The sequence below is a fragment of the Bacillus sp. EKM208B genome (genome assembly GCF_011800725.1).
Taxonomy (GTDB): Bacteria; Bacillota; Bacilli; order Bacillales; family Bacillaceae; genus Bacillus; species Bacillus velezensis.
Map to the genome: position 1 here is coordinate 117,259 of NZ_JAANHO010000002.1, position 23,355 is coordinate 140,613.

The window sequence follows — 23,355 nt, forward strand, 5'->3', positions numbered from 1 at the left end:
TCGCCTCTTTCCGATTAGTTTGCCGTAAGCTTTTTATAAATGACAGATCCGAGCCATCTTGCACAAAGGTTAAACAAGAGCACCGAAATCACCAGCACCGCCGAGCCGCCGTTTGCAATCGCTTCGGCGTCAGGGATGATTCCCTGCGTATTGACACTCCATATATGAACCGCCAGCGTCTCAGCCGGCCTGAAAATGTTGAAAGGAGATGATTCAGAAAACGGGTTCAAATCCGTAAAATTCAGCCGCGGCGTTGTCAGTCCCGCTGTAAATAACAATGCGGCCGCTTCTCCGAATACTCTTCCTGATGCGAGAATGGCTCCGGTTAAAATCGAAGGAATCGCACTCGGAATCAGCACCGTTTTGACGGTATGCCATCTCGATACACCTAAAGCGAGAGAAGCTTCTTTCAGCTCCTTAGGAACTGCAGTGAGCGCGCCTTCTGTCACCCGGACCATAACGGGAAGGTTAAAGACGGTTAATGCGAGCGCGCCTCCGATAATCGTGTAGCCCCATCCGGTCAGGTTGACAAACATCAGCATGCCGAACATCCCGATGACAATGGACGGAAGCGAAGACAGCACCTCAATACACGTTCTGATAAAATCAGTGATTTTATTTTGGGGCGCATATTCAGCCATAAAGACGCCGCCCCCCACACCAAGCGGTATCGTGATCAGCATGGTGATAAACAGAATGTAAAAGGAGTTAAAAAGCTGATCCCGTATTCCGCCGCCTGACGCAATGGCGCTCGATTTTGACGTAAGAAAATGCAAGGAGATTTCAGAGACGCCGTGAATAAGAATGTACAAAAACAATCCTGCCAAAATCGCCGCGATTACAGCGGCGCATAACCCGAATACACCGGTGGCCAATTTATCCGTTATTTTCCGGTTCATTACACTTTCCTCCTAGATGACAAGTAGCGTATGAGCAATATAAACAGAAACGACATGATGAGAAGAACGAGCCCCATAGACCATAACGTATTATTTTCAATACTGCCGTATGTGGTATGGCCCATGTTTAACGTAATAATCGTCGTTAATGTTCCCGCCGTATCAAGCAGGCTTTCCGGCAGAAGCTTTGTATTTCCGATAACCATCTGTACGGCGAGTGCTTCTCCGAACGCTCTTGCCATCCCGAGCACGACAGCGGTCAGCAATGTCGGAAACGCCGCCGGGATAAGCACCTTTCTGATTGTCTGCCACCTCGTCGCACCAAGCGCATATGAACCGTCGCGAAGGTGTTTCGGAAGTGACGCAAGCGCATCAGCGGAAATCGATGTAACAGTCGGCAGAATCATTACCGAGAGTACGATCGTCCCCGCCAGAAGGCTGTGACCCGTTCCGCTTGATTTAAAAGAGCCGATAAACGGAACCAATACTGTAAGACCTATGAATCCATAAACGACGGACGGAATGCCGACAAGCAGCTCAATTACCGGCTGCAGCACCTTTTTTCCCCAAGTCGGCGCAATTTCCGTCATAAACACGGCACCCGCAATACCGAGGGGCGCTGCGATCAAAGCGGACAGAACCGTGACCGCAAATGATCCGAAAATAAAAGGCAGCGCGCCGAACTCAGGTTTTGCCTGGGTTGGATTCCAATTCAGACTTGTTAAGAACTCAATCGGGCTTACACCATTTACAAAAAAAGATTGCAGCCCCTTTATGCCGAGAAAAATTGTGATCGCCGCTGATGCCGCAATGATAATCGCGGCACACACAGACACAATCACCCTTCCGCGGACTTCATCCAATTGCCTGTTTTGTTTTGAGCTTATTAAGCGTTCGCTTACAGACTCTTTTTCTCTGTGATTTATCATTTGTTTACACTCCTATAAGGAAGAAGAGGCGGGGAGCCCGCCCTCCCCTCAGCTTTGCTTGCCGTTTGCGTCACGTGTGACTTTCATATCAGAGATCGGAATGTAGCCTTGATCTTTTACGATACTTTTCTGTACTTCATCGCTGTTCATATAGTCAAGAAACGTTTTTGTAAGGCCTGACGCTTCACCTTTCGTATAAGAGTGCTCGTAAGCCCAAATCGGATACTCGCCTGTGACGACGTTTTTCTCTTCCGGTTTGATGCCTCCGATCGATAAAGGCGTTACTTTGTCATCGTTTATATAAGAGAATGCCAGATAACCGATAGCTCCCGGCGTTTCCGCAATGATTTTTTTGACTGTATTGGAGGAATCCTCTGTAATGCCCTCAGCAGGATCTGCTCCGTCAAGCGCATATTTGACGAACGTAGCGCGTGTTCCTGATGAATCAGGACGGTTCACGAGTGTAATTTTTTGATCTTTACCGCCAAGCTCTTTCCAGTTTTTAATTTTACCTGTAAAGACGTCTGTCAGCTGTTTTTTGGTTATATCCTTTACGCCCGCACCGGGGTTGACCGCAGCCGCCATCGCCACTACCGCTACTCGGTGGTCTTTTAGGGCTTTTGCATCAATGCCTTCTTTTTCTTCAGCAAAGACATCTGAGTTGCCGATTTGCACTGCCCCTTCAGACACTTGCGAAAGACCTGTTCCTGAACCTCCCGCTTGCACCTGCACATCAGCATCCGGATGCTTTTCCATAAACTTTTCCGCCGCTGCCAGTACTAACGGCTGCATGGCTGATGAACCAGAAATGGTTAAAGAACCTGATGCTTTTTTATCCTCACTTGCAGATTGACTGTCTGTCTTGCCGCTTTCCTTTGCATTTCCGCATGCTGCAGCAACAATCATAACAGCAGCCATCAGAAGCATAAGCATCCATTTGTTTTTTTTCATTTCCTGAATTCCCCCTGCATTTAATGTGTAATTTGTCCTACACGTATAGAGTAAAGGGTTCTTGTAAAATGCGTATAAATCAAGTGTTAAGGTTTTGTAAATCCGGATGTTTTTTTGTATAAAAAAAACGCTCACAAGTTGTGAGCGTTTTTCTATTAGTTGTTTGTATTGCCGTTTTCAGCGTCTTCCTGAATTTTATCTTCGTTTTTCTGCTTCGTATTATTATCTTCTTGTTTCTTTTTCAGCTCAAAGTATTTGTCCAGAGCTGCTTCCCCTATGTCGTTAGTTATAGAATACCTGTCATTATAATCTTCATAAGCCCATGGAACCACTACCGAAATAGCAACTTCAGGATGATCTGCAGGAGCATAAGCCACCAAGGTTGTGTTATAAGTATAAGCACCAGTTCTTGATTTTATAGGTCCGTCATAGAAAGCTTGTGCTGTTCCAGTTTTACCGGCAGGGTTATAACTTTTATTAGCAAAATTTGCTCTCGCAGTCCCTTGAGCTCCATTCATAACAAGTTTAAAACCTTGTTGAACACGTTTAATTTCACTTTCCGTCATATCAAGACGGTTCATCACTTCCGGATTAACAGATTCAACGACGGCCCCGATACCTTTTTTTGAAGGTTTTCTTACTTCTTTCACGACTTGGGGCTTCATACGATAGCCACCATTAGCAATGGTCGATACATACTGAGCCATTTGAAGCGGAGTGTATGTGTCATATTGGCCAATCGCAAAATCAAGCAAGAAACCTGACTGCCTTTTAGTTCCCACATATCCTGTAGCTTCGTTAGGCAGATCAATTCCTGTTTTTACCCCTAAACCGAATTCACTGAAGTAATAACGAAATTTATCAAATGCGCTGTAATCAAGCGGCAGTGAATGTCCTGATATATATTTACCCTTACCAATTGCAATTGCCGTTTTGAACATATAAACGTTAGATGAACGCTCAAGTGCAGTTAAATCATTTATTGGCCCCATTACACTTACCGATTTTTTAGGAGGAGAGCCTTTAATATTTAAAACTTCATCCGTAAATATATTTCCGATTTTAATAGCACCTGTTTGATAACCTGTTAACAGTGTTGCCCCTTTTACAGCTGAGCCCATGTTGTAAGAGGAAGTCATTGTTCCTAGTGCATAATCGTCAATTTTATATTTGCCGTCTACTTGTTTAATCTGTTTACCCGCCATTGTAAGCACTTCTCCATTACGGGGATCCATCATTACGACAAATGCTCTGTCAAGCAACTGTGTACTCGGTCTTGCCTTTGCAGCCCTTAAATTTTTCTCAATAATTTTTTCAACGTCTTTTTGCAATTCGGTATCTATAGTAAGCACTAAATCATCCCCGGCTTTACCTTTTGATACCGTTTCTGTATCTGTTACGTTTCCAGAGGAATCTGTCACATTTCTCACTTTCTCTTTTTGGCCCTGCAGCAGATTTTCATATTGATACTCTAAATAACTTTTTCCTACTCTGTCATTCCTGCTGTAGCCGAGTGACAAATAATGCTCAAGAAGATTTGAAGGAAGTCCCTCATTGGAGCTCGAGACACTGCCGAGAACTGATTTTAACAACCCTTTATTTGGATAAGACCGTTCCCAGTCAGACGTCACGTCAACCCCCGGCAGTTCATCTAAATGTTCGCTGACGACGGCCATTTCTTTTGCCGACACGCCTTCATTTTTGATGTATTGAGGCGTCAGGGAGTATCCTGAATCCATCTGTCTTTTGATCGCAAGGATCTGCATGTCTTTTGAAGTGAGCTCATTCAGCTGTTTGTCTGTGATGCGTTTCAGCTGAAGCTGATATAAATCATCGTCAGACAGTTTTTTGTCTTCAGCTTTTTGGTTTTCTTCAGCCGTAATCAGTTTTTTCGCTTCATCAGGCCTCGTTAACATCCAATAGTCTTTTTTATCCCGCTCAGTCACCTTTTTGGTGCTTACCTTAATCATACCCGCCAGTTTTTTTGCGATTTTTAAACGCTGCGCCTGGGTGGTTGAGGCTGAACGTGTATATGTAATCGCATTTAATGCTTTATTCGTTACGATGGGATTTAGGTTCCGGTCGTAAATTTTCCCTCTCGGAACCGCCGTGCTGACATCAGACTCCTCTTGCTTATTAGCGGCGTTTTTATAATCATCACCCTGAACGATCTGCTTGATGCCAAGCTCGACGATAATCCAAGTGAAAATAAGAAACGCAACCAAAAACAAAAAATTAAGCCGGATCGGCAGTGATTTTTTCTTTTCTTTGTTTACAGCTATTTTCTTTTTATTTCTCCTCATGACATCACCTTTTCTTATTTACAGAAAGAAATGACACCTTCTGTTCAGGTGCCATTTTTCATTCTAAAGGTTTTTTCGATATTTTTCTACAGATAACCCTTTTATCTTTCTCCTTTTATAAAATTCGGTTCCGCCGCCTGTTTTTGTCGGTCTTCTTCTACTGTTTCATCAGAAGTTTCCGTATCCAGTTTGATGTCTTTTATAAAGTAATAAATCAGCGGATGCCCGGCTCCGAGCAGCACGAGCGCCGCCGGTATCCCCACTTTTTCCTTGAATAATGTAACGATTACAAGGAAACAAAGGATGGAAACGATCCGGCCCGCATTTAAAAATAACTCCCTGAGCACAATGTATTCAATTCTGGCTTTTCTGGCAAGCCGCGCCCGGCCTATCACATCATATGTAAGCGAGACATACGGCACGAGCAGAACTGGATAGCCGATCGCAATAAACACTCCGTACAAAAGGAGCGTCGTGAAGCTCATTTTAAAAATAATGAGAAACAGAGCGCCGTACAAGATCAATCCGCCGATAAGAATCGCCTTTTTCCGCGCTCTTTTTTTGATGAGCCTTGATGCAAAATAATAGGCAAAAAAAGAAACCGCGGAATTGACGAGGCCGAATGTTCCGAGCGCCAGCTCACTGTTTGTCGCAATGAATACAAATACGCTGATTAAAAAAACAAAAATCCCTTCTCTCAAGCCTTGAAAAAAGTGCGCGTTGGTAATCCGGCGCCAATTCAGATTCGTGTGGCGCTCATCAAAAACTTTTTTCAGCATAAACCGGCCTTTCGACTCCCTCCGCTTCAGAAAAAAGCTCATGACCACGGCAAGGGCAAATAAACCGAGCGACAGGCTGAAAATGATTGTATAACCCGTATTGTTTTCAAGTCTTGAAATGACATATCCGGCCACAATCGGACCGATCATGCCCGCCGATGAAGACAAAATGCCTAAAAACCCGTTAAAAAAATCTCTCGTTTCCGGTTCCGTGATTTCGAAAGTCAGCACATTAAAAGCCAGCCAGTAAAAGCCGTATCCAACTCCGAGCACGGCCCCTATCAAAACGAGACGGGAAGCCGCAGTTTCTCCGGCAAGCAGCACACTTAAATAAAAAGCGGCCAAAAAGATAACGCCGAACCTTAGAATAAACACTCTGTCAATTTTTTTAGCCAGCCGGCCCGCCAGCAGAAAGGTAACCGGCTGCATCGTCACGACCGACAAATTGTATATGGCCAAATCAATAAATTTTCCCGACTGCTTCCACAAATACACGTTGACAAATGTATTTGACAGCGCGATGCCCAATGAGTAAAGGCCGCCAATCGTCAATAACAGCAGCAGCCCTTTATTTATTTCGATGTCGCCGATAATTTTTTTTATTTTGCTCATCATTGACTCCCCTTTACTACACATTAGTTTGTCTCACTCAAACTGAGATATGTAAGAGGAATCAAAGTCAATAAAAAAACAAGGTCTCCCGCGGGAGACCTTGTGATCATTCAACTCAATTATTTTGCTTCGCTGTAAAGACGGGCAACTTCATCCCAGTTCACAACATTCCAGAAAGCTGAAATGTAATCAGGACGGCGGTTTTGGTAGTTCAGGTAGTACGCGTGCTCCCAAACATCAAGACCGAGAACAGGTGTTTTACCCTCTGAAAGCGGTGAATCTTGGTTTGGCGTGCTTGTAATTTCAAGTTTGCCGTTGTTTACAACGAGCCAAGCCCAGCCTGAACCGAAACGGCCTGCAGCTGCTGCGGCGAATTTTTCTTTAAATTGATCGAAGCTTCCGAACGTGCTTTTGATCTCTTCAGCAAGCTCACCAGTCGGTTCGCCTCCGCCGTTCGGAGATAAAAGAGTCCAGAATAAAGAGTGGTTTGCATGTCCGCCGCCATTGTTGCGGACTGCCGTGCGGATGTCCTCCGGCACTGCGTTCAAATCAGCAACAAGCTCATCTACAGATTTCTCTGCAAGCGCTGATCCTTCAATCGCTTTGTTGAGGTTTGTCACGTATGTGTTATGGTGCTTCGTATGGTGAATCGTCATCGTTTCCTTATCGATATGCGGTTCTAAAGCATCATAAGCGTAAGGCAATTCTGGAAGTTTGTAAGCCATAATTTTTTCCTCCTTTAAATATATGTACTGAAATGCCGCTTAACGCGAACTTTTCTAATCTCAATGTAACAAAAGAAAGCGTGGTAATCAATGAAAAAGCTCACAATCCGGCGATTCCAGCAGACATATTACACTTTATCCGTTCACGGCCGAAATTAAACCTTTCTAAAGCACCGTCCATAAGAAATATCCGATCATAAAGAGCTGAATGACGCCTTTTGCCGCCACGCTTGTTAAAAAGCCGATTAACGAGCCGAGCCCCACTTTTGCCGCGGACTTGATATCCTTTTGATGAACAAACACCTCAGCGCAGAGAGCACCGATAAACGGGCCTAATATAATGCCTGCCACGGGAATAACGAAGGGCCCGATCAATAATCCGATCGTGCTTCCCCAGATTGCCGCCCTGCTTCCTCCGTACCTTTTAACGCCAAGTAAATTTGACACATAGTCAGCGGCGAATAAAACGGCCGCAAATACCGCCTCAATGAGCCAAAACAGGTAAGAATAAGGACTGAAGGAAAACAAAAATCCGTAGAGAAGAAAACCGGCCACAATAAAAATAACGCTTGGAATCACCGGATATACAAGCCCGATAAAAGCAATGACGAAGACCGCAATGATCATCAGCCAATACAAAACACTCATGACAAAAACACCCTCCTTTGTTTTGCGGGCGATCACCGCTTCCCGCTTTATCTTATTATGTATGATTCCTTATCACCGCTTTAAATACTCTCACTTGTGTTCATCCCCTGTGAACGATACAATAAGCAACATATACCAGTTTAGGCTAGGAAGTGAAGATGTTGAACATATTTACGGCTTTATTGAAAAGTACATACTCTCCGGCAGATATTGCAAAAACACGGTTTCAGGGGATAGGAAAAGCGATCCTTTATGTATTTTTGCTGTCTGTCCTTTTTACGCTGCCAAGCGCTTATTACCTTTGCTCCGGCACCGTAAACTCAATGAACGGTTTCAAAACCGTGTTAAAGAAAGATTTCCCTGATTTCAGCATTTCAAACGGAGAATTGCAGACGAAAGCGTCCGCCTCTAAGGAAACGGAAGCGAACGGGTTCGTCATCGTGTTTGATCCGACGGATGCTTACGGCGCTAAACAAATAGCGGCGAAACAAAATGCGATCGGCATTTTGAAAAATAAAATGGTGCTTGCTGTAGACGGACAGGCGACAGAAATGAATTATTCGCTGATGCCTGCTGATATCACAAAAAAAGAAATCATATCAGCATTAAACCAAAATAAAACAATGATCGTCACCGTCCTGTCCGTTTTGCTGTTCATCATGACAGCGGCCGGAAAATTCATTGAAGTATCATTTCTCGCCGTCATCGGCCTGATATTGAAAAATGCGCAAAGAAAGACATTGAATTACCAGCAGCTCTGGAAGCTTTCGGCTTATTCCATTACACTTTCGACCATATTCTTTACGATCATGCGCGCGCTTGTTATTACGGTGCCGAGTGAATTTTTAGTGAATTGGTTTGTAAACTTTATCATCCTTTTCCTCGTCTTAAAAGAGATACCGCCAAGAAAAACAGCTGTGTAACAAAGACTGCCCCCGGCGGTCTTCTTTTTTGTCATGAACAAAATGGGACAAGCATACAATGAAGTAAAAATGTATGCGGGAGGCGGTTGGAATGAAGCGGCTTACTTTTGTATTCGGCAGTTTATTTGTGATATTCATTATCTTTTACGATCTTAAAATCGGCACGATCCCTTCTCAAGACCTTCCGGCATACGCAGCGGCGGCGCAGCCAGCCCAACAGGAAGCTTCATACAGAACGGTTACGGTCAAAAAAGGCGATACGGTGATGTCGATAGTCGGCGCACATAAAGCGCCAGATGATATTGCACAAGATTTTGAAGCGCTGAATCCGAATGTAAAAGCAAACGCCATTCAGGCAGGCACCGCTTATAAATTCCCCGTCTACCGCAATTAAACGTTAATTTCTTGTCAGTTCGGCAAATACACTGTTACAATATAACATGTAAATAGAAGTTGCCTGACATGTAAAAGGCTCAGCCTGCAAAAGCGGTAACTACAATTAAGGAGCGATTGACAAGTGAGTGAAATCACACATCGTACAAAAACGCGTCCCGTCAAAGTGGGACCTTTAACAATAGGCGGAAATAACGAAGTCGTCATTCAGAGTATGACGACGACCAAAACACACGACGTAGAAGCAACAGTTGCGGAAATCAACCGTTTAGCCGAAGCCGGCTGCCAAATTGTCCGGGTGGCATGTCCGGACGAACGCGCCGCTAACGCGATTGCCGACATCAAAAAACAAATTTCCATCCCTCTCGTTGTCGATATTCATTTTGACTACAAGCTTGCATTAAAAGCAATTGAGGGCGGCGCCGACAAAATCAGAATCAACCCGGGTAACATCGGCCGCCGCGAAAAAGTGGAAGCCGTCGTAAAAGCGGCGAAAGAAAAAGGAATTCCGATCCGGATCGGCGTAAACGCGGGTTCTTTGGAAAAACGCATTTTAGAAAAATACGGCTATCCGACTGCTGACGGAATGGTTGAGAGTGCGCTTCATCATATCAAAATCTTGGAAGACCTTGACTTTCATGACATCATCGTCAGCATGAAAGCGTCTGACGTCAATCTAGCCATAGAAGCATACGAAAAAGCGTCAAAAGCATTTGATTATCCGCTCCACCTCGGAATTACAGAATCGGGCACGCTGTTTGCCGGAACGGTAAAAAGCGCGGCCGGACTCGGAGCGATTTTAAGCAAAGGAATCGGAAACACGCTCCGGATCTCTCTGAGCGCCGACCCGGTTGAAGAAGTAAAAGTAGCCAGAGAACTGCTGAAATCATTCGGTCTTGCTTCAAACGCGGCTACGCTTATTTCATGCCCGACATGCGGACGGATCGAAATTGATCTTATCAGCATCGCAAATGAAGTGGAAGAATATATTTCTAAAGTCAAAGCGCCGATTAAAGTAGCCGTTCTCGGATGCGCCGTTAACGGACCGGGTGAAGCAAGAGAAGCCGATATCGGGATTGCCGGCGCGCGCGGCGAAGGACTTCTTTTCCGCAAAGGCCAAATCGTCCGCAAAGTCCCTGAAGAAACCATGGTCGATGAGCTGAAAAAAGAAATCGATAAGCTGGCAGAAGAACACTACGCAAAGCTTGAAGCGGAAAAAGCAAAAGCAGAACAAGAAACACAAAAAGCTTGACGGATATTCCGCCAAGCTTTTTTTTTGCGTTGTGTTAAAAAAACGGTGTAATGAAGATGCCGAGCACAAGGGAAACAATACCGATTCCCATCGCCCATCCGCCTAAAGCGCCTGCTCCTCTTCTTCTGGCGATATAGCCGACGATAATGCCGCATGCCCCTAATAAAACAGGGAGCACAAACAGGGAAATGATAGAAATAGCCAATGCTGCATACCCTATCCCCCGGCCTTCACTTACTCCGTCCCGGTTATCATCACGGTCTGCTGCCCGGTCAGAAGCACGATATGGCTCTGAAATTTCAGCCGCTGTTTCTTCTGAATAAACATCACGCGTGATATCGGTTCCTTCCGATCCATGATCCACATAGTAGTCGTTGCCTTTTCGATTTTCGTAATCGTATGCCACCTTCAATTCCCCCTTTTTCTTTTATGAAAGGAGCTTTTTTAGTTTCCGCGTTTTTTACGGATTCATGTTTGCTAAACTTTTCTGGTATTGTTAATTGTTTATGTTACACTTGAAGGGATGAATTTATAGGAGTGTGGACATGTTACGGTTAGGTATAGATATTGACGGCACAGTTACGGCACAGGATACATTTGTCCCTTATTTAAACCGCTCATTTCATCTTTCCATTACCTTGGATGATATGACTGATTATGATCTGACGAAGCTTTTGAACATTACAGACGAGGAATTTTGGGAATGGATGAACGTTCATGAAGCAGCCATATATAAAGAAGCGAAGCTCGCGGATTTTGCCAAGCAGGCACTGGACGGACTGAAAGAAGAGCACCGTCTGATCTACATTACGGCAAGACGCGGCCACTTAGAAGATGTTACGCTGGACTGGTTTGCAAACCGGGACATTCATTACGATCACATTGAGCTTGTCGGAGGCCATCACAAAGTGGAAGCCGTCAAAAAACACGGCATTGATTTATTTTTCGAAGATCACCACGGCAATGCGACAATGATCGCAAAAGAAACAGGCATTCCGGTTATCCTTTTTAACTCCCCATATAATCAGCTCCCCATCGATTCCAATATTATCAGGGTGCAGAATTGGCTTGAAGCCGTCGCCTGGATTAATAAAAACAAACATAGCTTTCAGCATGTGAAAAGCTGAAAAAAAACCTCCTGTATAAGCAGGAGGTTTTTTATCGGCACGCCGGACAGGTGCCGTAAATTTCAAACTTATGGCCGCTGATTTCATACCCTTCCAAATCATCGTGCAGCTTATCCATCGGACAGGACTCAATTTCCTTCGTTTTCCCGCAGGTTAAACAGATAAAATGGTGATGATGATGGGTATAAGAGCATGTAAAACGGAACAGTTTTTCTCCGGAAAGCTCCGTCGTTTCCAAAATGCCGAGTTCTTCATATAACGAAAGATTTCTGTATATGGTATCAAAGCTCAGACCCGGATAGTCGTCATTTAATGCGGCAAGCACGTTTTTGGCGGTCAGATATTTATCAGAATCAGCAAAAAGCTGCAGCATGTCTTCTCGCTTACTCGTATATTTATACCCTTTTTCTTTCAGCAGGTTCAACGCTTCTTGTACGTTCATGAGGACCTCCCCTTTACAACACGGTATCGCTCCAAAAAGAAAATGGCAGCTGTCTGAACAGCAGGCCATTTTCTTATGATGTATCAAATTATACCTATAAAATGATGAAAAGTAAATGAAAGCCTAGTGAATCGCGGTTTTGAACTTACCGCCCCTCGTTTCATGGGTATTCATGATCGTAATAAAGGCGTTTTTATCAATTTCAAACACAATGGATTTCAATTTAGTCACTTCAAGCCTTGTCACGACCGCGTAAATGACTTCTTTGGTTTCATCCGTATATCCGCCTTTTCCCTGAAGCTTGGTGGTTCCCCGTCCAAGCCGGTGCAATATAGCATCTGAGATCTCAGCATATTGCTCTGCAACAATAATGACCGCTTTTGTTTCATCAAGCCCCTGGATGACGGCGTCAATCGTTTTCATGGCAATATAATAGGTCATGAAAGAATACATTGCCTGCTCCGGACCGAACACAAAACCGGCCCAAATGAAAATAAACACATTGATGAGCATAACGAATTCCCCGACTGAAAAGGGCAGCTTTTTCGTGAGAAGGATACCGAGGATTTCAGTACCGTCCATCGAGCCTCCGTTTCGGATGACAAGGCCTACCCCGAAACCGAGCAAAAGCCCCCCGAATACCGTCGCCAAAATAGGCTGGGTCGTAATGGCCTCCACATGGTGCAATGAGGATTCAATCAGCGCTAAACCGACGATTCCGATAACAGTAGAGATGAGAAATGTTTTTCCGATATATTTATATCCGAAAATCATAAATGGAATGTTGAGTAACACAACGAATAAGGCAAAATTGAGGAGGGGATTGGACATAAAGAGGTGGTCTAAAATTAATGAAACACCGATAATGCCTCCGTCGATAAAATTATTAGGGACCAGAAACAATTCAATACTTACGGCGGCTGAACCCGCCCCGATCAGAATCATAATGACCCTGAAGATAAAGTGTAAAAATGATTCTCTTTTATGCTGTTTATTTGGGGTCATAAAATCTCCTTTCCTATAATAACTATTTTAAACAGTAAGCAACTTTATTTTACCATTAAAAGCTGTAACATTTTAATGATCTGCTCAATACATTATGTCTAAAGAGGTGAAAGTATCGATGATTTTAATACAAAGAATTATTTTGCAGCGGCTCAATCAAGTCACTGCGGACGATCTGCTGAAATATTCCAAGCAATACGGAATCAGCATTACGAGGAGTCAAGCGGCTGAGGTAGCGGCTCTGATGCACGGAAAAAACATCAATATTTTTGATGATCAGGAGCGGCTGCGCCTGCTGAAAAAAGTGGAAACGATAACCTCAAAAGAAACGGCGCGGAAAGTTGACGAACTTTTCAATCAATTCTCAGGGTAAGAAAGGAGGGACACCCGCCCCTCCTTTCTTTCTTATTGAGCTGATATTTTTTCGAGAAGCTCCTTATCAAACTGTTTTTCTTTCAGCATTTCGATTTCAAAACGGTACGGCGGCTTCTTATTTTTCTTGTCTTCGCCTACATACGGTGTTTCGAGGATTTTCGGAATATCGGCAAGCTGCTCGTGATGAACGATGTACTGCAGAGCGTCAAAACCGATCTCTCCGAACCCGATATTTTCATGGCGGTCTTTCCGGGCGCCTTTGATATTTTTACTGTCGTTAACATGAAGGACTTTTATCCGATCGATGCCGACGATTTTATCAAACTCGTTAAGAACACCGTCAAAATCATTAGCGACATCATACCCGGCGTCATGGGTGTGACAAGTGTCAAAGCAGACGGATAGATGTTCATTATGCGTGACTCCCGCAATGATTTCGGCCAGCTCTTCAAAGCTTCTCCCGCATTCTGATCCTTTGCCCGCCATTGTCTCCAGCGCAATCTGCACGTTTTGACCGGGAACAATCACTTCGTTTAAACCTTCAATGATTTTTTTGATGCCCGTCTCAGCCCCGGCTCCGACATGCGCTCCTGGATGAAGCACGATCTGTTTCGCGCCGATCGCTGCCGTTCTTTCAATTTCAGAACGCAGAAAATCAACGCCCAGCTCAAACGTTGCCGGATTTGTCGTATTTCCGATGTTAATGATGTACGGCGCATGCACGACAATCTCGTCGATGCCGTTTTCCTTCATATGGGCGCGGCCCGCTTCAATATTCAAGTCTTCAATTTTTTTGCGGCGCGTGTTTTGGGGAGCGCCCGTATAGATCATAAATGTATTCGCCCCGTACGAAACAGCTTCCTTGCTTGCGGCAAGGAGCATATGTTTTCCGCTCATTGAGACGTGTGAACCTATTTTCAGCAACCCGATTCCCCTACTTTCCTTTGTTAGATTTGTTTCTTCTCTGCTTTCTTTTTATCTTTTCCATTTCGTAGCCCATTTTCTTTTTATAGCCCGGCTTCACTTTTTTCGGTTTTTTCACGAGGCGCTTCGCCATTTGGTCGGCCTCATTCTCCGATTTTTTGCGTTTTTTGCGGCGGTGGCGGTCATCGCCTTTCTTCCATTCGCCGTTTACAAGCTCCGCATAGTCAAACACAATACCCATCTTTTCGAGTCTTACGAGCGCATCTTCGTCAGAAAGCTCATAAATGGTCAGTGCTTGGCCTGATGAACCGGCGCGTGCGGTTCTTCCGACACGGTGAACATAAAAATCCAGATCGTCCGGAAGCTCATAGTTGATGACGTGGCTTACGCCTTTAATGTCAATTCCTCTTGCCGCAAGGTCTGTCGCAATGACATAAGTGAATTCCAGATCATTAATCTGCTTCATTACCTTCTTACGCTCACGCGGCGTTAATCCCCCGTGCAGAAGACCGATCCTCATACCCTTTTCAGTCAGGTATTTCGCAATATGGTCAGCCGTGTTTTTCGTATTTGCAAACACAATGCCCAGATAAGGGTTCAGATGAGACATCATATCAAAAAGCAGTTTGTCTTTATCACGCTGTTTAGAAGGAACCAAAACATGTTCAATCTTTTCGGCTGTGATTCTTTTCGGCTCAACATGCGCGTACTTCGGATTTTCCATATACTTTTTCAAAAACGGCTTCAGCTTTTCCGGAATCGTAGCTGAGAACACAAGCATCTGAAGTTCTTCCGGCATACGCGATCCGATGTAATCAACGTCTTCTAAAAAACCCATGTCAAGCATCAGATCAGCTTCGTCAATGACGAGAGACTGCGCTTTATAGACGTTCAATGCCTGCGCCTTAATCAGATCCGCGATCCGGCCCGGCGTTCCGACGACGAGATGAGGCTGTGTTTTCAGCTTATCAATTGATTTTTGCTTGTCCGTCCCGCCGATGAAGCATTTTGTCCGGATCGGCTCATCTTCCGCACCCTGTGTGATTTTGAGCGCTTCCTGATGAATCTGATTGGCAAGCTCTCTCGTCGGCGCCGTGATAACAGCCTGTACCGTATCAGAACCCGGATCAATCCGATTCAAAATTGGCAATAAATAGGCGTGGGTTTTCCCCGTCCCCGTCTGGGACTGCCCGATCACGCTTTCGTTTTTCAGTACGGCAGGTATCAGACGCTTTTGAATATCTGTCGGTTCATAAAAACCAAGGCGGTGAACTGCATCTATAATAAACGGTTTTAAGTTGTATCCATCAAATTTAGTTTCTTTCATTTTTCCCAGCTCCTTAAAGCGGCACATTCTGTGTCCATCATCACATTATAACCGATTTTACTTAAAAACACCATGTCTTGGGGGAATCCTGTTTTCGAGACAGAAAAGCAAATGCCCCCTCCGATGCATATTGTAATAGCAGAGAGACAGAAAGGAGGTACAAGTATGTTTCCACAGCAGCCGATGAGAAATATGGCGCAGCAGGGCCGGCCGTTTATGAATCCGCGTATGATGATGGGAGGAAGACCGTCATTGCCGGGCCGGCAGCTGATGCAGCAGGGCCGGCAGCTTTTCCCTCAGCAGCAGATGGCCGGAGCGGGCCTGAGAAACGCAGGCACGGGCGGCGGAGGGGGCTTAAAAGGGATGCTTTCCCGTTTTTTACCCGGTTCAGGAGGAGGAAGCGCTGCCGCGTCGGCACCGGCGGCGGCCAGCGGAGGAGCAGGTGCAGGACTGCAGGGAATACAGAACCTGGCAAGTCCGGCATCCCTGTCGAGCATGCTCGGCAACGTTCAGAAGGTGCTCGGCGTGGCGCAGCAGGTTACGCCGATGATCCAGCAGTACGGTCCTTTAGTACGGAGTCTGCCCGCCATGATGAAGCTTTACAGCCAATTAAGCAGCAGTGATGACGAGAATGAATCTGACGAGACAAAAGAAACAGACGAACAGGACAAAAAGGATGAAGCTGAAAAAACAGATGAAACAGAAGATGAAAACAAATCAGACGCCTCATCCAAAACATCAAAGAAGACGTCCGAAAAAGCATCCGCTTCAAAAGAAAAAGACGCCGCACAGGCGGACTCAGCGGAACAGCCGCTTCCAAAAAGAACATCGGGCAGATCAAAGCCGAAATTATATATTTAACATTCTTTGATATCTCACGAAAGATTAGCTATAATGAGATCAGAAGAATGCAAGATTTGAGCCGTTTAACTACGGCTTTTTATATTGCCTCTACACTCACTTTTGATAGGAGGACATCTACATTGGACGTTATCAAAATATCGCCGCGCGGCTACTGTTACGGCGTTGTTGATGCCATGGTCATAGCCAAAAACGCGTCACTCGATAAAACACTGCCAAGACCTATATATATACTCGGAATGATTGTTCATAATAAGCATGTCACAGATGCGTTTGAGGAAGACGGCATTTACACGCTTGACGGCACAAACCGTCTGGAGATTTTAAAGCAGGTGGAAAAAGGAACCGTTATTTTCACGGCTCACGGGGTATCTCCCGAAGTAAGAAAAGCCGCTGAGGAAAAAGGGCTTGTTACGATTGACGCCACATGCCCGGACGTCACGAAAACACATGACTTAATCCGAAAAGTAAAAGCTGAAGGCTATCACGTCATATACATCGGTAAAAAAGGCCACCCCGAGCCTGAGGGAGCCGTCGGCGTCGCTCCTGAAATCGTTCATCTCGTTGAAACAGAGGAAGACGTGAGAAACCTCGATATTCAGGCTGAGAAATTAATCGTTACAAACCAAACGACCATGTCCCAGTGGGACGTCCATGATATTATGGAATCAGTTCAAGAAAAGTACCCGCACGTGGAATATCATCAGGAAATCTGCCTGGCTACACAGGTTCGTCAAGAAGCTGTCTCAGAGCAGGCAAAGAAAGCGGACTTAACCATTGTTGTCGGCGATCCGAAAAGCAATAACTCCAACAGACTGGCGCAAGTGTCAGAAGAAATCGCCGGAACAAAAGCCTACCGAATCGGAGACATCAGTGAACTGAAGCTCGAATGGCTGAAAGACGTCAATACCGTCGCCGTTACCGCAGGCGCATCAACACCGACACCGATTACAAAGGAAGTCATCCGCTTTTTAGAGCAGTTTGACCACAACGATGAATCGACATGGCAGCTTGAACACAGTGTGCCGCTTAAAAAAATCCTTCCGAAAGTAAAAATAAAAAACTGAGGCCCTAGGCCTCAGTTTTTTTATAAGAAGGTAAATGGGTTTGTATCTGTTTCGGAAGCGAAAATGCGCACATCATAGTTTTTCTCTCCGGCCATTGCCGTAAGCTTCTCAGCCGTGCCTTTTCTCATGATCTTTTCAGCATAATGCCCCGGGTCCACAACGTTTAGTCCCATCATCATCGCATCATGCGCTACATGGAAATAAAGATCGCCCGTCACGTAAACATCTGCACCTTTCCGCTTTGCCTGATAAATATATTTATTTCCGTCACCGCCAAGAACCGCGACTTTTTTCACCTTGCTGTTTCGCTCTCCGACCATCCGGACTCCGTTAACGTCAAACTTTTCTTTCACAAACAGCGCAAACTCTTCAAGCGTCATGTCTTGCTGAAGTTTTCCGATGCGGCCGAGCCCTTTTTCAAGCGGAGACTGCTCCACCGGATAAATATCATATGCCACTTCTTCATACGGATGGCTTTTTTTCAGCGCTTTTACGACGGTTTTCTCCATACTTGCCGGAAAAACGGTCTCAAGTCTCACTTCATGGACGAGCTCCAGTTCTCCCGTCTGTCCGATAAACGGTTCTGCCCCGTCCAGCGGCTTAAAGCTGCCGATTCCCTCAGAGGAGAACGCGCAATGGCTGTAATTGCCGATATGTCCCGCTCCGGCGTTGCCAAGTGCAGTTCTTACAGCTTCTTCATAGTCTTTCGGAACATATACGGCAAGCTTTTTCAACGGGTCCGAATATGTCGGGACGAGCACCTCTGTCTCTGTCAGGCCAAGAGCTTCGGCAAGCAGATCGTTCACACCGCCGTCCGCCACATCAAGATTCGTATGAGCCGCATATACGGCAATATCATGCTTTATACATTTCTCAATCAGTCTTCCGCCAGGCTGATCAGTGGTGATCTGTTTAAGCGGCCGAAAAATCGGCGGGTGGTGGGCGATAATTAAGTCAACTTTTTTCTCAATGGCTTCATCTACCGTTTGTTCCAGAACATCCAATGTCACCATGACATTTTTCACCGGCTTATTCAATGTACCGATCTGCAGGCCGATTTTATCTCCTTCCACCGCAAAAGCCTTCGGTGAAAATTGTTCAAACAGCTGGATGATTTCCTGTCCGTTTACATGTTTAGGCATGTCCGATTACCTCCTTCAACAGAGAGATCCGCTCTTTCAATTCAGCTAATTTTTCATGATTTTCATGCTTTGCGCTGCGGCTGATCTGTTCATAAATTTGTTCAGTATGCTTAAGTTCCTGGCTCCATTTCCGAAGAAACACTTCATTCCTCTCTTTTAATAAAAACGGACCCGCAAGCATTCCGGCAGCCATCGGCACGTCCCGATAAGGCGTATCACGGTCGCCAGTTTCCGCAACGAGGATTTCATAACACTTTCCGTCTTCTTCGAGAATCACTTCATCAAGCAGTTCATAGCCTTCCTGATACAGCCACTCTCTTATATGAACGGCATGAATATTCGGCTGCAGAATCAGCCGTTCACGCCCCGTCAATTTCGTTTTTCCCGACTCCAAAATATGAGCGATCAGTGCTCCGCCCATGCCCGCGATTGTAATGGCGCCGGCTTCTCCTTTTTCAAGGACGCTCAGCCCGTCACCTTTCCTTACGGAGATAAGAGTGCTTAAGTCCAGTTTTTCCACCTGCTGTTTGGCGGATAGAAACGGCCCGTCTGTAATTTCACCGGCGATTGCCCGGCTTGCCAAATGATTCAAAACGGCATAGCAAGGAAGATACGCGTGGTCCGACCCGATATCAGCAACCAGGGCACCCGGAGGGATATATTCCGCCACAGACTGCAATCTTTTAGATAACTTCATTTCATTCACAATATCACAACTTTTCTCAGGTTCTTTTTCCTTTACTATCATATAAAAAAACCGCCCGGAATCCAAGCGGCGGATAGAGTTTTTCATATGTCTTTTATATAGGGACCGGTAAAGCTTTATTTAATGTCAGAAACCCATTTTGCCATGTCATCCAGCTTTTCGGCCGGCACAAGGCCCGCGGGCATCCCGTTGCCGCCTTTTTCAATTTTTGTTTTAATCTCAGCGACATCTTTTCTTTTGCCGACGCCTTTTAAGTTCGGCCCTGACACACCTTCATAGTTTTCCCCGTGACAGGTGATGCAGTTCGCTTTATAAATCTCTTCAGGTGAAGCGTTTGCAGTTTCCTTCTCGGCATTTTTGCTTTCACCGCCGCTTGCGATCTGATGCGCATCTCCGTTGCCTTTTACAGCTAAAAAGAAAGTCAGCCCTATTCCCAGCACTGCAATGAGCAAAAAAGGAATCAGCGGATTCCACTTCATATCTCCATCCCCCTTTTTCATTCTCCCCCTATGTAAACACTTCTAATTCTAACTTATTTTTACAAAAAGTAAATGGTCTTGCTCAGCAATTTCATTGATTTCACAATTTATACAAAAAGCAAAAATAACTGTTTTGTTTATCACAAAATTATCTTTATTCTATTGTATAATGAATTGTATACGCTTACAATAAAGAATATAAATAAACTTATCTCATTTTCCCCCTTTCAGGACATGCCGCATTTTTTCCGAACTCATTTGCAAAACATATGCTTATCCAGTAAAATAAAGGTATATTATCCATATATCTTATACATAAAAAAGAACGGATCAAAAAGACCCGTTCCATTCTATTCGAGAAAATCCTTCAGACGCTTGCTTCTGCTCGGATGTCTCAATTTGCGAAGCGCTTTTGCTTCAATTTGGCGAATACGCTCTCTCGTTACTCCAAACACTTTGCCGACTTCTTCCAAAGTTCTTGTGCGTCCGTCATCCAGACCGAAACGGAGACGCAGCACGTTTTCTTCACGATCTGTCAACGTATCCAGCACATCTTCCAGCTGTTCTTTTAAAAGCTCATATGCCGCATGATCCGACGGAGATGTCGCTTCCTGGTCTTCGATGAAGTCACCGAGATGTGAGTCGTCTTCTTCACCGATCGGCGTTTCTAAAGAAACAGGCTCTTGAGCAATTTTTAATATTTCACGGACTTTTTCAGGCGTAAGATCCATGTCTTCAGCAATCTCTTCCGGTGTCGGCTCTCTGCCAAGATCCTGAAGAAGCTGACGCTGCACCCGGATTAATTTGTTGATGGTTTCCACCATGTGAACCGGGATACGGATTGTTCTCGCCTGGTCAGCGATGGCGCGTGTAATCGCCTGTCTGATCCACCAAGTCGCATACGTACTGAATTTATATCCTTTACGGTAGTCAAACTTCTCGACGGCTTTCATGAGACCCATGTTTCCTTCTTGGATCAAGTCTAAGAAAAGCATGCCGCGGCCGACATACCGTTTAGCAATGCTGACAACTAAACGAAGGTTTGCTTCAGCCAGTCTGCGTTTAGATTCCTCGTCACCCTCTTCAATTTTTTGAGCGTAGGTGATTTCTTCTTTAGCAGAAAGAAGATTTACCCGTCCGATTTCCTTAAGGTACATGCGGACTGGATCATTGATCTTTACGCCAGGCGGTACGCTGAGGTCATTAAGGTCAAATTCTTCTTCGGCTTTGGCAAGCTGTTGAATATTAGGATCTTCCGTTTCTTCATTTTCACTAATTAATTCAACACCTTGTTCTCCTAAAAATTCATAATACTCATCCATTTGGTCTGATTCAATTTCAAAGCTGGACATGCGTTCAGCAATTTCTTCATATGTTAAAACGCCACGTTTTTTTCCAGTTTCAGTAAGCTGCTCTTTTACCTGGTCTAATGTAAGTTCTGTTTCTGTTTCGTGGGTTTGTTTATCAGCCATTATGGATCCCTCCTTCCAAAGCTTGCAACGAATTCTAAAAGCGGTATGTTTCTTATCCGACCCGGAAGCCTTCTCTCTTTTTCAGCATGCAGGGCTGCGGATAATAAATGACAATTCATGATGAGGTTAAGCGATCTATTTGCTCCTCCGCAAGGAATCATTGCCAATCAGAACGCAAGCCTCTTTTTGGTGTTACTTTAATGATCGGTTCAATGCAACAATTTCTTGAGCCAGAGACGCAGCTTTCACGAAGTCTTTCTGCCTCTCCGCATCCGCTCTTTCTGCTTCTTTTTCCTTTATCATTGACCATTTTCGGTGATCCAACACTTTTTTTACGTAATCGGATAACTCGGCCTCTGAGAGCTCCTCGTTTACTTGGAGCATCCCTATATCTGAAAGCAGCTGGCTGATTTCCTCATCCTGCATTCTCGCCATAAGATGCTGCGGCGTCATGTCAGCACCCTCTTCATAAACAGCGTACAGGTATGCTGCCAGCGCACGATGTCCGTCAATGTTAAATTCAAAGCCGACACGCTCAATCACTTTCTTTATGACGTTTCGGTCTCTCAGCATATGAGCGAGCAGAAGTCTTTCCGCGTTCTCATAGGCGGGACGGAGACGGCGCCGTTTCGCTTTTGTCGTCACCCGGGCCCGTCTTGTCTGCGGTTCAGCGTTTTTGTCGCCGGGGGCGTTTTGTCTGGCGTAGATGGAAAGCTGTTCCGTCAAAGATTCTACCGAAAGAGAAAATTCCGAGGCGAGCTGCTTCACATACATTTCCTGCTCAAGCGACCCGGAAAGAGCGCTGATTTCTTTCAGCACTTCTTTCATGTAAGCGAGCCGGTCTCCTTCGTCAGATAAGTTTTTCCCTTTGCGGAAATATTGCATTTTAAAAGCCATGACCGTAACGCTTGCATCAATGATATCGGTCCGGAATTTTTCTCCGCCCCGGGTTCTGATATAATCATCAGGATCAAGCCCGTCAGGCAGCATGCTTACTCTTACCTTACAATCGGCTTTCTGGAGCAGGCCGGCCGCTTTCAGCGTAGCTTCGTACCCGGCTTTATCCGAATCGTAACAGAGAATGACCTCCTGAACATTTCTCCTGAGGATTTTCACATGTTCTTCGGTGAGCGACGTCCCCATTGTGGCGATACTTTCTTTTACGCCTGAGCTGACGGCGGATATGACGTCAGCGAAGCCTTCAAACAGAACGGCTCTCTCCTCTTTCCTGATCGGCAGGCGCGCCTTATGAAAGTTATACAGAAGCTTGGATTTATGAAACAGCGGCGTTTCCGGGCTGTTCATATATTTCGGCTGCTGGCTTCCGAGCGCCCTTCCTGAAAAAGCCGCCACGGCTCCGTGGTGATCATGAATGGGAAACATAATTCTGTTTCTGAAACGGTCAAAATACCCGCTGCCGTCTTCCCTTCTGATCAGCAGACCCGCTTTTTCCATCAGTTCTTCCTCAAAACCGCGCTTTTTCAAGAATTTCGTCATGAAATCCCAGGAATCCAGCGCGTAGCCGATTTCAAACTCATCTATGAGCTCTTTCGTAAAACCCCTTGATAAAAGGTAATCTAACGCTTCCTGGCCTTCCTTTGTATTTATTAGCAAATGATGGTAAAATTTCTTCAGAAGCTCGTGGGCTTCCGCCATCTTCTGCTCTCCGGAAGATTCCGGCCTGGATGCAGAGTGAATCGTTATATCATCAGGGAAATCAATCTGATATTTATCCGCAAGGTGAGAAACAGCTTCCGTAAATGAATAGCCTTCCATCTGCCGTAAGAAAGAGAAAACGTTCCCGCCCGCACCGCATCCGAAGCAATGAAAGATCTGCTTATCGCTGGAGACGGAAAACGAGGGCGTGTTTTCCCCGTGAAACGGACAGAGCCCAAAGTAGTTGCGGCCTTGCTTTTTCAATTGGACATAATCACCTATGACTTCAACAATGTCTGCTGACTGCTGCACCTGATTAACTACTTCATCTGGTATGCGGTTTCCCATCTTATAACAC

Annotated in this window: 24 protein-coding genes; 7 read left to right on the forward strand and 17 right to left on the reverse strand. The window is 45.2% G+C overall.

The genetic code is table 11. The features are described 5' to 3' along the window. Positions 1 to 14 precede the first annotated feature (14 nt). The 7 genes from pstA to G9F75_RS03370 all read right to left on the reverse strand — a co-directional run bounded on the left by pstA (position 15) and on the right by G9F75_RS03370 (position 7,846). Positions 15 to 899, reverse strand: coding sequence for a phosphate ABC transporter permease PstA (gene pstA / locus G9F75_RS03340; protein ID WP_007408306.1), 885 nt, complete (start codon positions 897 to 899; stop codon positions 15 to 17). Then, positions 899 to 1,828 carry a phosphate ABC transporter permease subunit PstC gene (pstC, locus tag G9F75_RS03345; protein WP_007612605.1) on the reverse strand — a complete coding sequence of 310 codons (930 nt, stop codon included), beginning with the start codon at positions 1,826 to 1,828 and terminating at the stop codon, positions 899 to 901. The genes pstA and pstC overlap by 1 nt, the downstream gene beginning before the upstream one ends. A gap of 48 nt (positions 1,829 to 1,876) precedes the next feature. Beyond that, positions 1,877 to 2,779, reverse strand: coding sequence for a phosphate ABC transporter substrate-binding protein (locus G9F75_RS03350; protein ID WP_007408304.1), 903 nt, complete (start codon positions 2,777 to 2,779; stop codon positions 1,877 to 1,879). Positions 2,780 to 2,934: 155 nt separating this feature from the next. Next, entirely contained in the window at positions 2,935 to 5,082 is a 2,148-nt protein-coding gene (locus G9F75_RS03355) for a peptidoglycan D,D-transpeptidase FtsI family protein (protein WP_121984388.1), read from the reverse strand. Positions 5,083 to 5,183: 101 nt separating this feature from the next. Next, on the reverse strand, positions 5,184 to 6,473 hold the full coding sequence (locus G9F75_RS03360) for an MFS transporter (RefSeq protein ID WP_012118002.1): 1,290 nt from the start codon (positions 6,471 to 6,473) through the stop codon (positions 5,184 to 5,186). Between the two features lie 119 nt (positions 6,474 to 6,592). Then, positions 6,593 to 7,198, reverse strand: a complete 606-nt coding sequence (gene sodA / locus G9F75_RS03365) for a superoxide dismutase SodA (protein ID WP_003153025.1) — start codon at positions 7,196 to 7,198, stop codon at positions 6,593 to 6,595. Positions 7,199 to 7,363: 165 nt separating this feature from the next. Then, complete coding sequence (locus tag G9F75_RS03370) at positions 7,364 to 7,846, reverse strand: DUF456 domain-containing protein (protein ID WP_007408301.1); 483 nt, start codon at positions 7,844 to 7,846, stop codon at positions 7,364 to 7,366. Between the two features lie 158 nt (positions 7,847 to 8,004). On the opposite strand from G9F75_RS03370, the gene G9F75_RS03375 reads away from it, so the two are divergent. The 3 genes from G9F75_RS03375 (at position 8,005) to ispG (ending at position 10,414) form a co-directional block, all read left to right on the forward strand. Next, positions 8,005 to 8,769, forward strand: coding sequence for a DUF1189 domain-containing protein (locus G9F75_RS03375; protein WP_014418394.1), 765 nt, complete (start codon positions 8,005 to 8,007; stop codon positions 8,767 to 8,769). Positions 8,770 to 8,860: 91 nt separating this feature from the next. Continuing rightward, positions 8,861 to 9,163: a LysM peptidoglycan-binding domain-containing protein gene (locus G9F75_RS03380; RefSeq protein WP_003153022.1), complete on the forward strand. Its 303-nt coding sequence runs from the start codon at positions 8,861 to 8,863 to the stop codon at positions 9,161 to 9,163. Between the two features lie 132 nt (positions 9,164 to 9,295). Further along, positions 9,296 to 10,414 carry a flavodoxin-dependent (E)-4-hydroxy-3-methylbut-2-enyl-diphosphate synthase gene (gene ispG, locus G9F75_RS03385; RefSeq protein ID WP_170616544.1) on the forward strand — a complete coding sequence of 373 codons (1,119 nt, stop codon included), beginning with the start codon at positions 9,296 to 9,298 and terminating at the stop codon, positions 10,412 to 10,414. 34 nt (positions 10,415 to 10,448) lie between these two features. On the opposite strand, the gene G9F75_RS03390 is transcribed toward ispG, so the two are convergent. Beyond that, positions 10,449 to 10,826: a DUF308 domain-containing protein gene (locus G9F75_RS03390; RefSeq protein ID WP_087920773.1), complete on the reverse strand. Its 378-nt coding sequence runs from the start codon at positions 10,824 to 10,826 to the stop codon at positions 10,449 to 10,451. Positions 10,827 to 10,959: 133 nt separating this feature from the next. On the opposite strand from G9F75_RS03390, the gene G9F75_RS03395 reads away from it, so the two are divergent. After that, positions 10,960 to 11,541, forward strand: a complete 582-nt coding sequence (locus G9F75_RS03395) for a nucleotidase (protein ID WP_014418396.1) — start codon at positions 10,960 to 10,962, stop codon at positions 11,539 to 11,541. Positions 11,542 to 11,572: 31 nt separating this feature from the next. Here the strand turns inward: G9F75_RS03395 and zur are convergent, their stop codons facing one another. Continuing rightward, entirely contained in the window at positions 11,573 to 11,983 is a 411-nt protein-coding gene (gene zur, locus G9F75_RS03400; protein ID WP_003153018.1) for a zinc uptake transcriptional repressor Zur, read from the reverse strand. Between the two features lie 123 nt (positions 11,984 to 12,106). Next, positions 12,107 to 12,988 (reverse strand): YitT family protein, encoded by an 882-nt coding sequence (locus G9F75_RS03405; RefSeq protein WP_007408296.1) that lies wholly within the window; start codon positions 12,986 to 12,988, stop codon positions 12,107 to 12,109. 118 nt (positions 12,989 to 13,106) lie between these two features. On the opposite strand from G9F75_RS03405, the gene G9F75_RS03410 reads away from it, so the two are divergent. Beyond that, positions 13,107 to 13,361, forward strand: coding sequence for a DUF2624 domain-containing protein (locus tag G9F75_RS03410; protein ID WP_014418397.1), 255 nt, complete (start codon positions 13,107 to 13,109; stop codon positions 13,359 to 13,361). 32 nt (positions 13,362 to 13,393) lie between these two features. Here G9F75_RS03410 and G9F75_RS03415 read toward each other — a convergent pair whose 3' ends face one another. After that, positions 13,394 to 14,287 carry a deoxyribonuclease IV gene (locus tag G9F75_RS03415; RefSeq protein ID WP_014418398.1) on the reverse strand — a complete coding sequence of 298 codons (894 nt, stop codon included), beginning with the start codon at positions 14,285 to 14,287 and terminating at the stop codon, positions 13,394 to 13,396. Between the two features lie 10 nt (positions 14,288 to 14,297). Next, on the reverse strand, positions 14,298 to 15,614 hold the full coding sequence (locus G9F75_RS03420) for a DEAD/DEAH box helicase (RefSeq protein ID WP_015417834.1): 1,317 nt from the start codon (positions 15,612 to 15,614) through the stop codon (positions 14,298 to 14,300). Between the two features lie 165 nt (positions 15,615 to 15,779). On the opposite strand from G9F75_RS03420, the gene vrrA reads away from it, so the two are divergent. Next, complete coding sequence (gene vrrA / locus G9F75_RS03425; RefSeq protein WP_021494324.1) at positions 15,780 to 16,475, forward strand: VrrA/YqfQ family protein; 696 nt, start codon at positions 15,780 to 15,782, stop codon at positions 16,473 to 16,475. 122 nt (positions 16,476 to 16,597) lie between these two features. Then, a complete protein-coding gene (locus G9F75_RS03430; protein WP_021494325.1) occupies positions 16,598 to 17,542 on the forward strand; it encodes a 4-hydroxy-3-methylbut-2-enyl diphosphate reductase in 945 nt (314 codons plus the stop codon). A gap of 20 nt (positions 17,543 to 17,562) precedes the next feature. Here the strand turns inward: G9F75_RS03430 and G9F75_RS03435 are convergent, their stop codons facing one another. From G9F75_RS03435 to dnaG, 5 genes are all read right to left on the reverse strand, one after another. Further along, entirely contained in the window at positions 17,563 to 18,684 is a 1,122-nt protein-coding gene (locus G9F75_RS03435; RefSeq protein WP_021494326.1) for a Nif3-like dinuclear metal center hexameric protein, read from the reverse strand. Further along, entirely contained in the window at positions 18,677 to 19,381 is a 705-nt protein-coding gene (locus tag G9F75_RS03440) for a tRNA (adenine(22)-N(1))-methyltransferase (RefSeq protein WP_042893633.1), read from the reverse strand. The genes G9F75_RS03435 and G9F75_RS03440 overlap by 8 nt, the downstream gene beginning before the upstream one ends. Before the next feature lie 125 nt (positions 19,382 to 19,506). Then, the gene (gene cccA / locus G9F75_RS03445) at positions 19,507 to 19,869 is read right to left on the reverse strand and encodes a cytochrome c550 (RefSeq protein WP_003152999.1); all 363 of its coding nucleotides are present in this window, start codon (positions 19,867 to 19,869) and stop codon (positions 19,507 to 19,509) included. Positions 19,870 to 20,219: 350 nt separating this feature from the next. Further along, positions 20,220 to 21,341 carry an RNA polymerase sigma factor RpoD gene (gene rpoD / locus G9F75_RS03450; protein ID WP_003152998.1) on the reverse strand — a complete coding sequence of 374 codons (1,122 nt, stop codon included), beginning with the start codon at positions 21,339 to 21,341 and terminating at the stop codon, positions 20,220 to 20,222. A 192-nt stretch (positions 21,342 to 21,533) separates the two neighbouring features. Beyond that, entirely contained in the window at positions 21,534 to 23,345 is a 1,812-nt protein-coding gene (dnaG, locus tag G9F75_RS03455; protein ID WP_007408290.1) for a DNA primase, read from the reverse strand. Positions 23,346 to 23,355 lie beyond the last annotated feature (10 nt).

Coding starts and splice junctions, on each gene's coding strand:
- pstA (WP_007408306.1), bottom strand. CDS start 899: ATGAACCGGAAAATAACGGATAAATTGGCCACCGGTGTATTCGGGTTA.
- pstC (WP_007612605.1), bottom strand. CDS start 1,828: ATGATAAATCACAGAGAAAAAGAGTCTGTAAGCGAACGCTTAATAAGC.
- G9F75_RS03350 (WP_007408304.1), bottom strand. CDS start 2,779: ATGAAAAAAAACAAATGGATGCTTATGCTTCTGATGGCTGCTGTTATG.
- G9F75_RS03355 (WP_121984388.1), bottom strand. CDS start 5,082: ATGAGGAGAAATAAAAAGAAAATAGCTGTAAACAAAGAAAAGAAAAAA.
- G9F75_RS03360 (WP_012118002.1), bottom strand. CDS start 6,473: ATGAGCAAAATAAAAAAAATTATCGGCGACATCGAAATAAATAAAGGG.
- sodA (WP_003153025.1), bottom strand. CDS start 7,198: ATGGCTTACAAACTTCCAGAATTGCCTTACGCTTATGATGCTTTAGAA.
- G9F75_RS03370 (WP_007408301.1), bottom strand. CDS start 7,846: ATGAGTGTTTTGTATTGGCTGATGATCATTGCGGTCTTCGTCATTGCT.
- G9F75_RS03375 (WP_014418394.1), top strand. CDS start 8,005: ATGTTGAACATATTTACGGCTTTATTGAAAAGTACATACTCTCCGGCA.
- G9F75_RS03380 (WP_003153022.1), top strand. CDS start 8,861: ATGAAGCGGCTTACTTTTGTATTCGGCAGTTTATTTGTGATATTCATT.
- G9F75_RS03395 (WP_014418396.1), top strand. CDS start 10,960: ATGTTACGGTTAGGTATAGATATTGACGGCACAGTTACGGCACAGGAT.
- zur (WP_003153018.1), bottom strand. CDS start 11,983: ATGAACGTACAAGAAGCGTTGAACCTGCTGAAAGAAAAAGGGTATAAA.
- G9F75_RS03405 (WP_007408296.1), bottom strand. CDS start 12,988: ATGACCCCAAATAAACAGCATAAAAGAGAATCATTTTTACACTTTATC.
- G9F75_RS03410 (WP_014418397.1), top strand. CDS start 13,107: ATGATTTTAATACAAAGAATTATTTTGCAGCGGCTCAATCAAGTCACT.
- G9F75_RS03420 (WP_015417834.1), bottom strand. CDS start 15,614: ATGAAAGAAACTAAATTTGATGGATACAACTTAAAACCGTTTATTATA.
- vrrA (WP_021494324.1), top strand. CDS start 15,780: ATGTTTCCACAGCAGCCGATGAGAAATATGGCGCAGCAGGGCCGGCCG.
- G9F75_RS03435 (WP_021494326.1), bottom strand. CDS start 18,684: ATGCCTAAACATGTAAACGGACAGGAAATCATCCAGCTGTTTGAACAA.
- G9F75_RS03440 (WP_042893633.1), bottom strand. CDS start 19,381: ATGAAGTTATCTAAAAGATTGCAGTCTGTGGCGGAATATATCCCTCCG.
- cccA (WP_003152999.1), bottom strand. CDS start 19,869: ATGAAGTGGAATCCGCTGATTCCTTTTTTGCTCATTGCAGTGCTGGGA.
- rpoD (WP_003152998.1), bottom strand. CDS start 21,341: ATGGCTGATAAACAAACCCACGAAACAGAAACAGAACTTACATTAGAC.
- dnaG (WP_007408290.1), bottom strand. CDS start 23,345: ATGGGAAACCGCATACCAGATGAAGTAGTTAATCAGGTGCAGCAGTCA.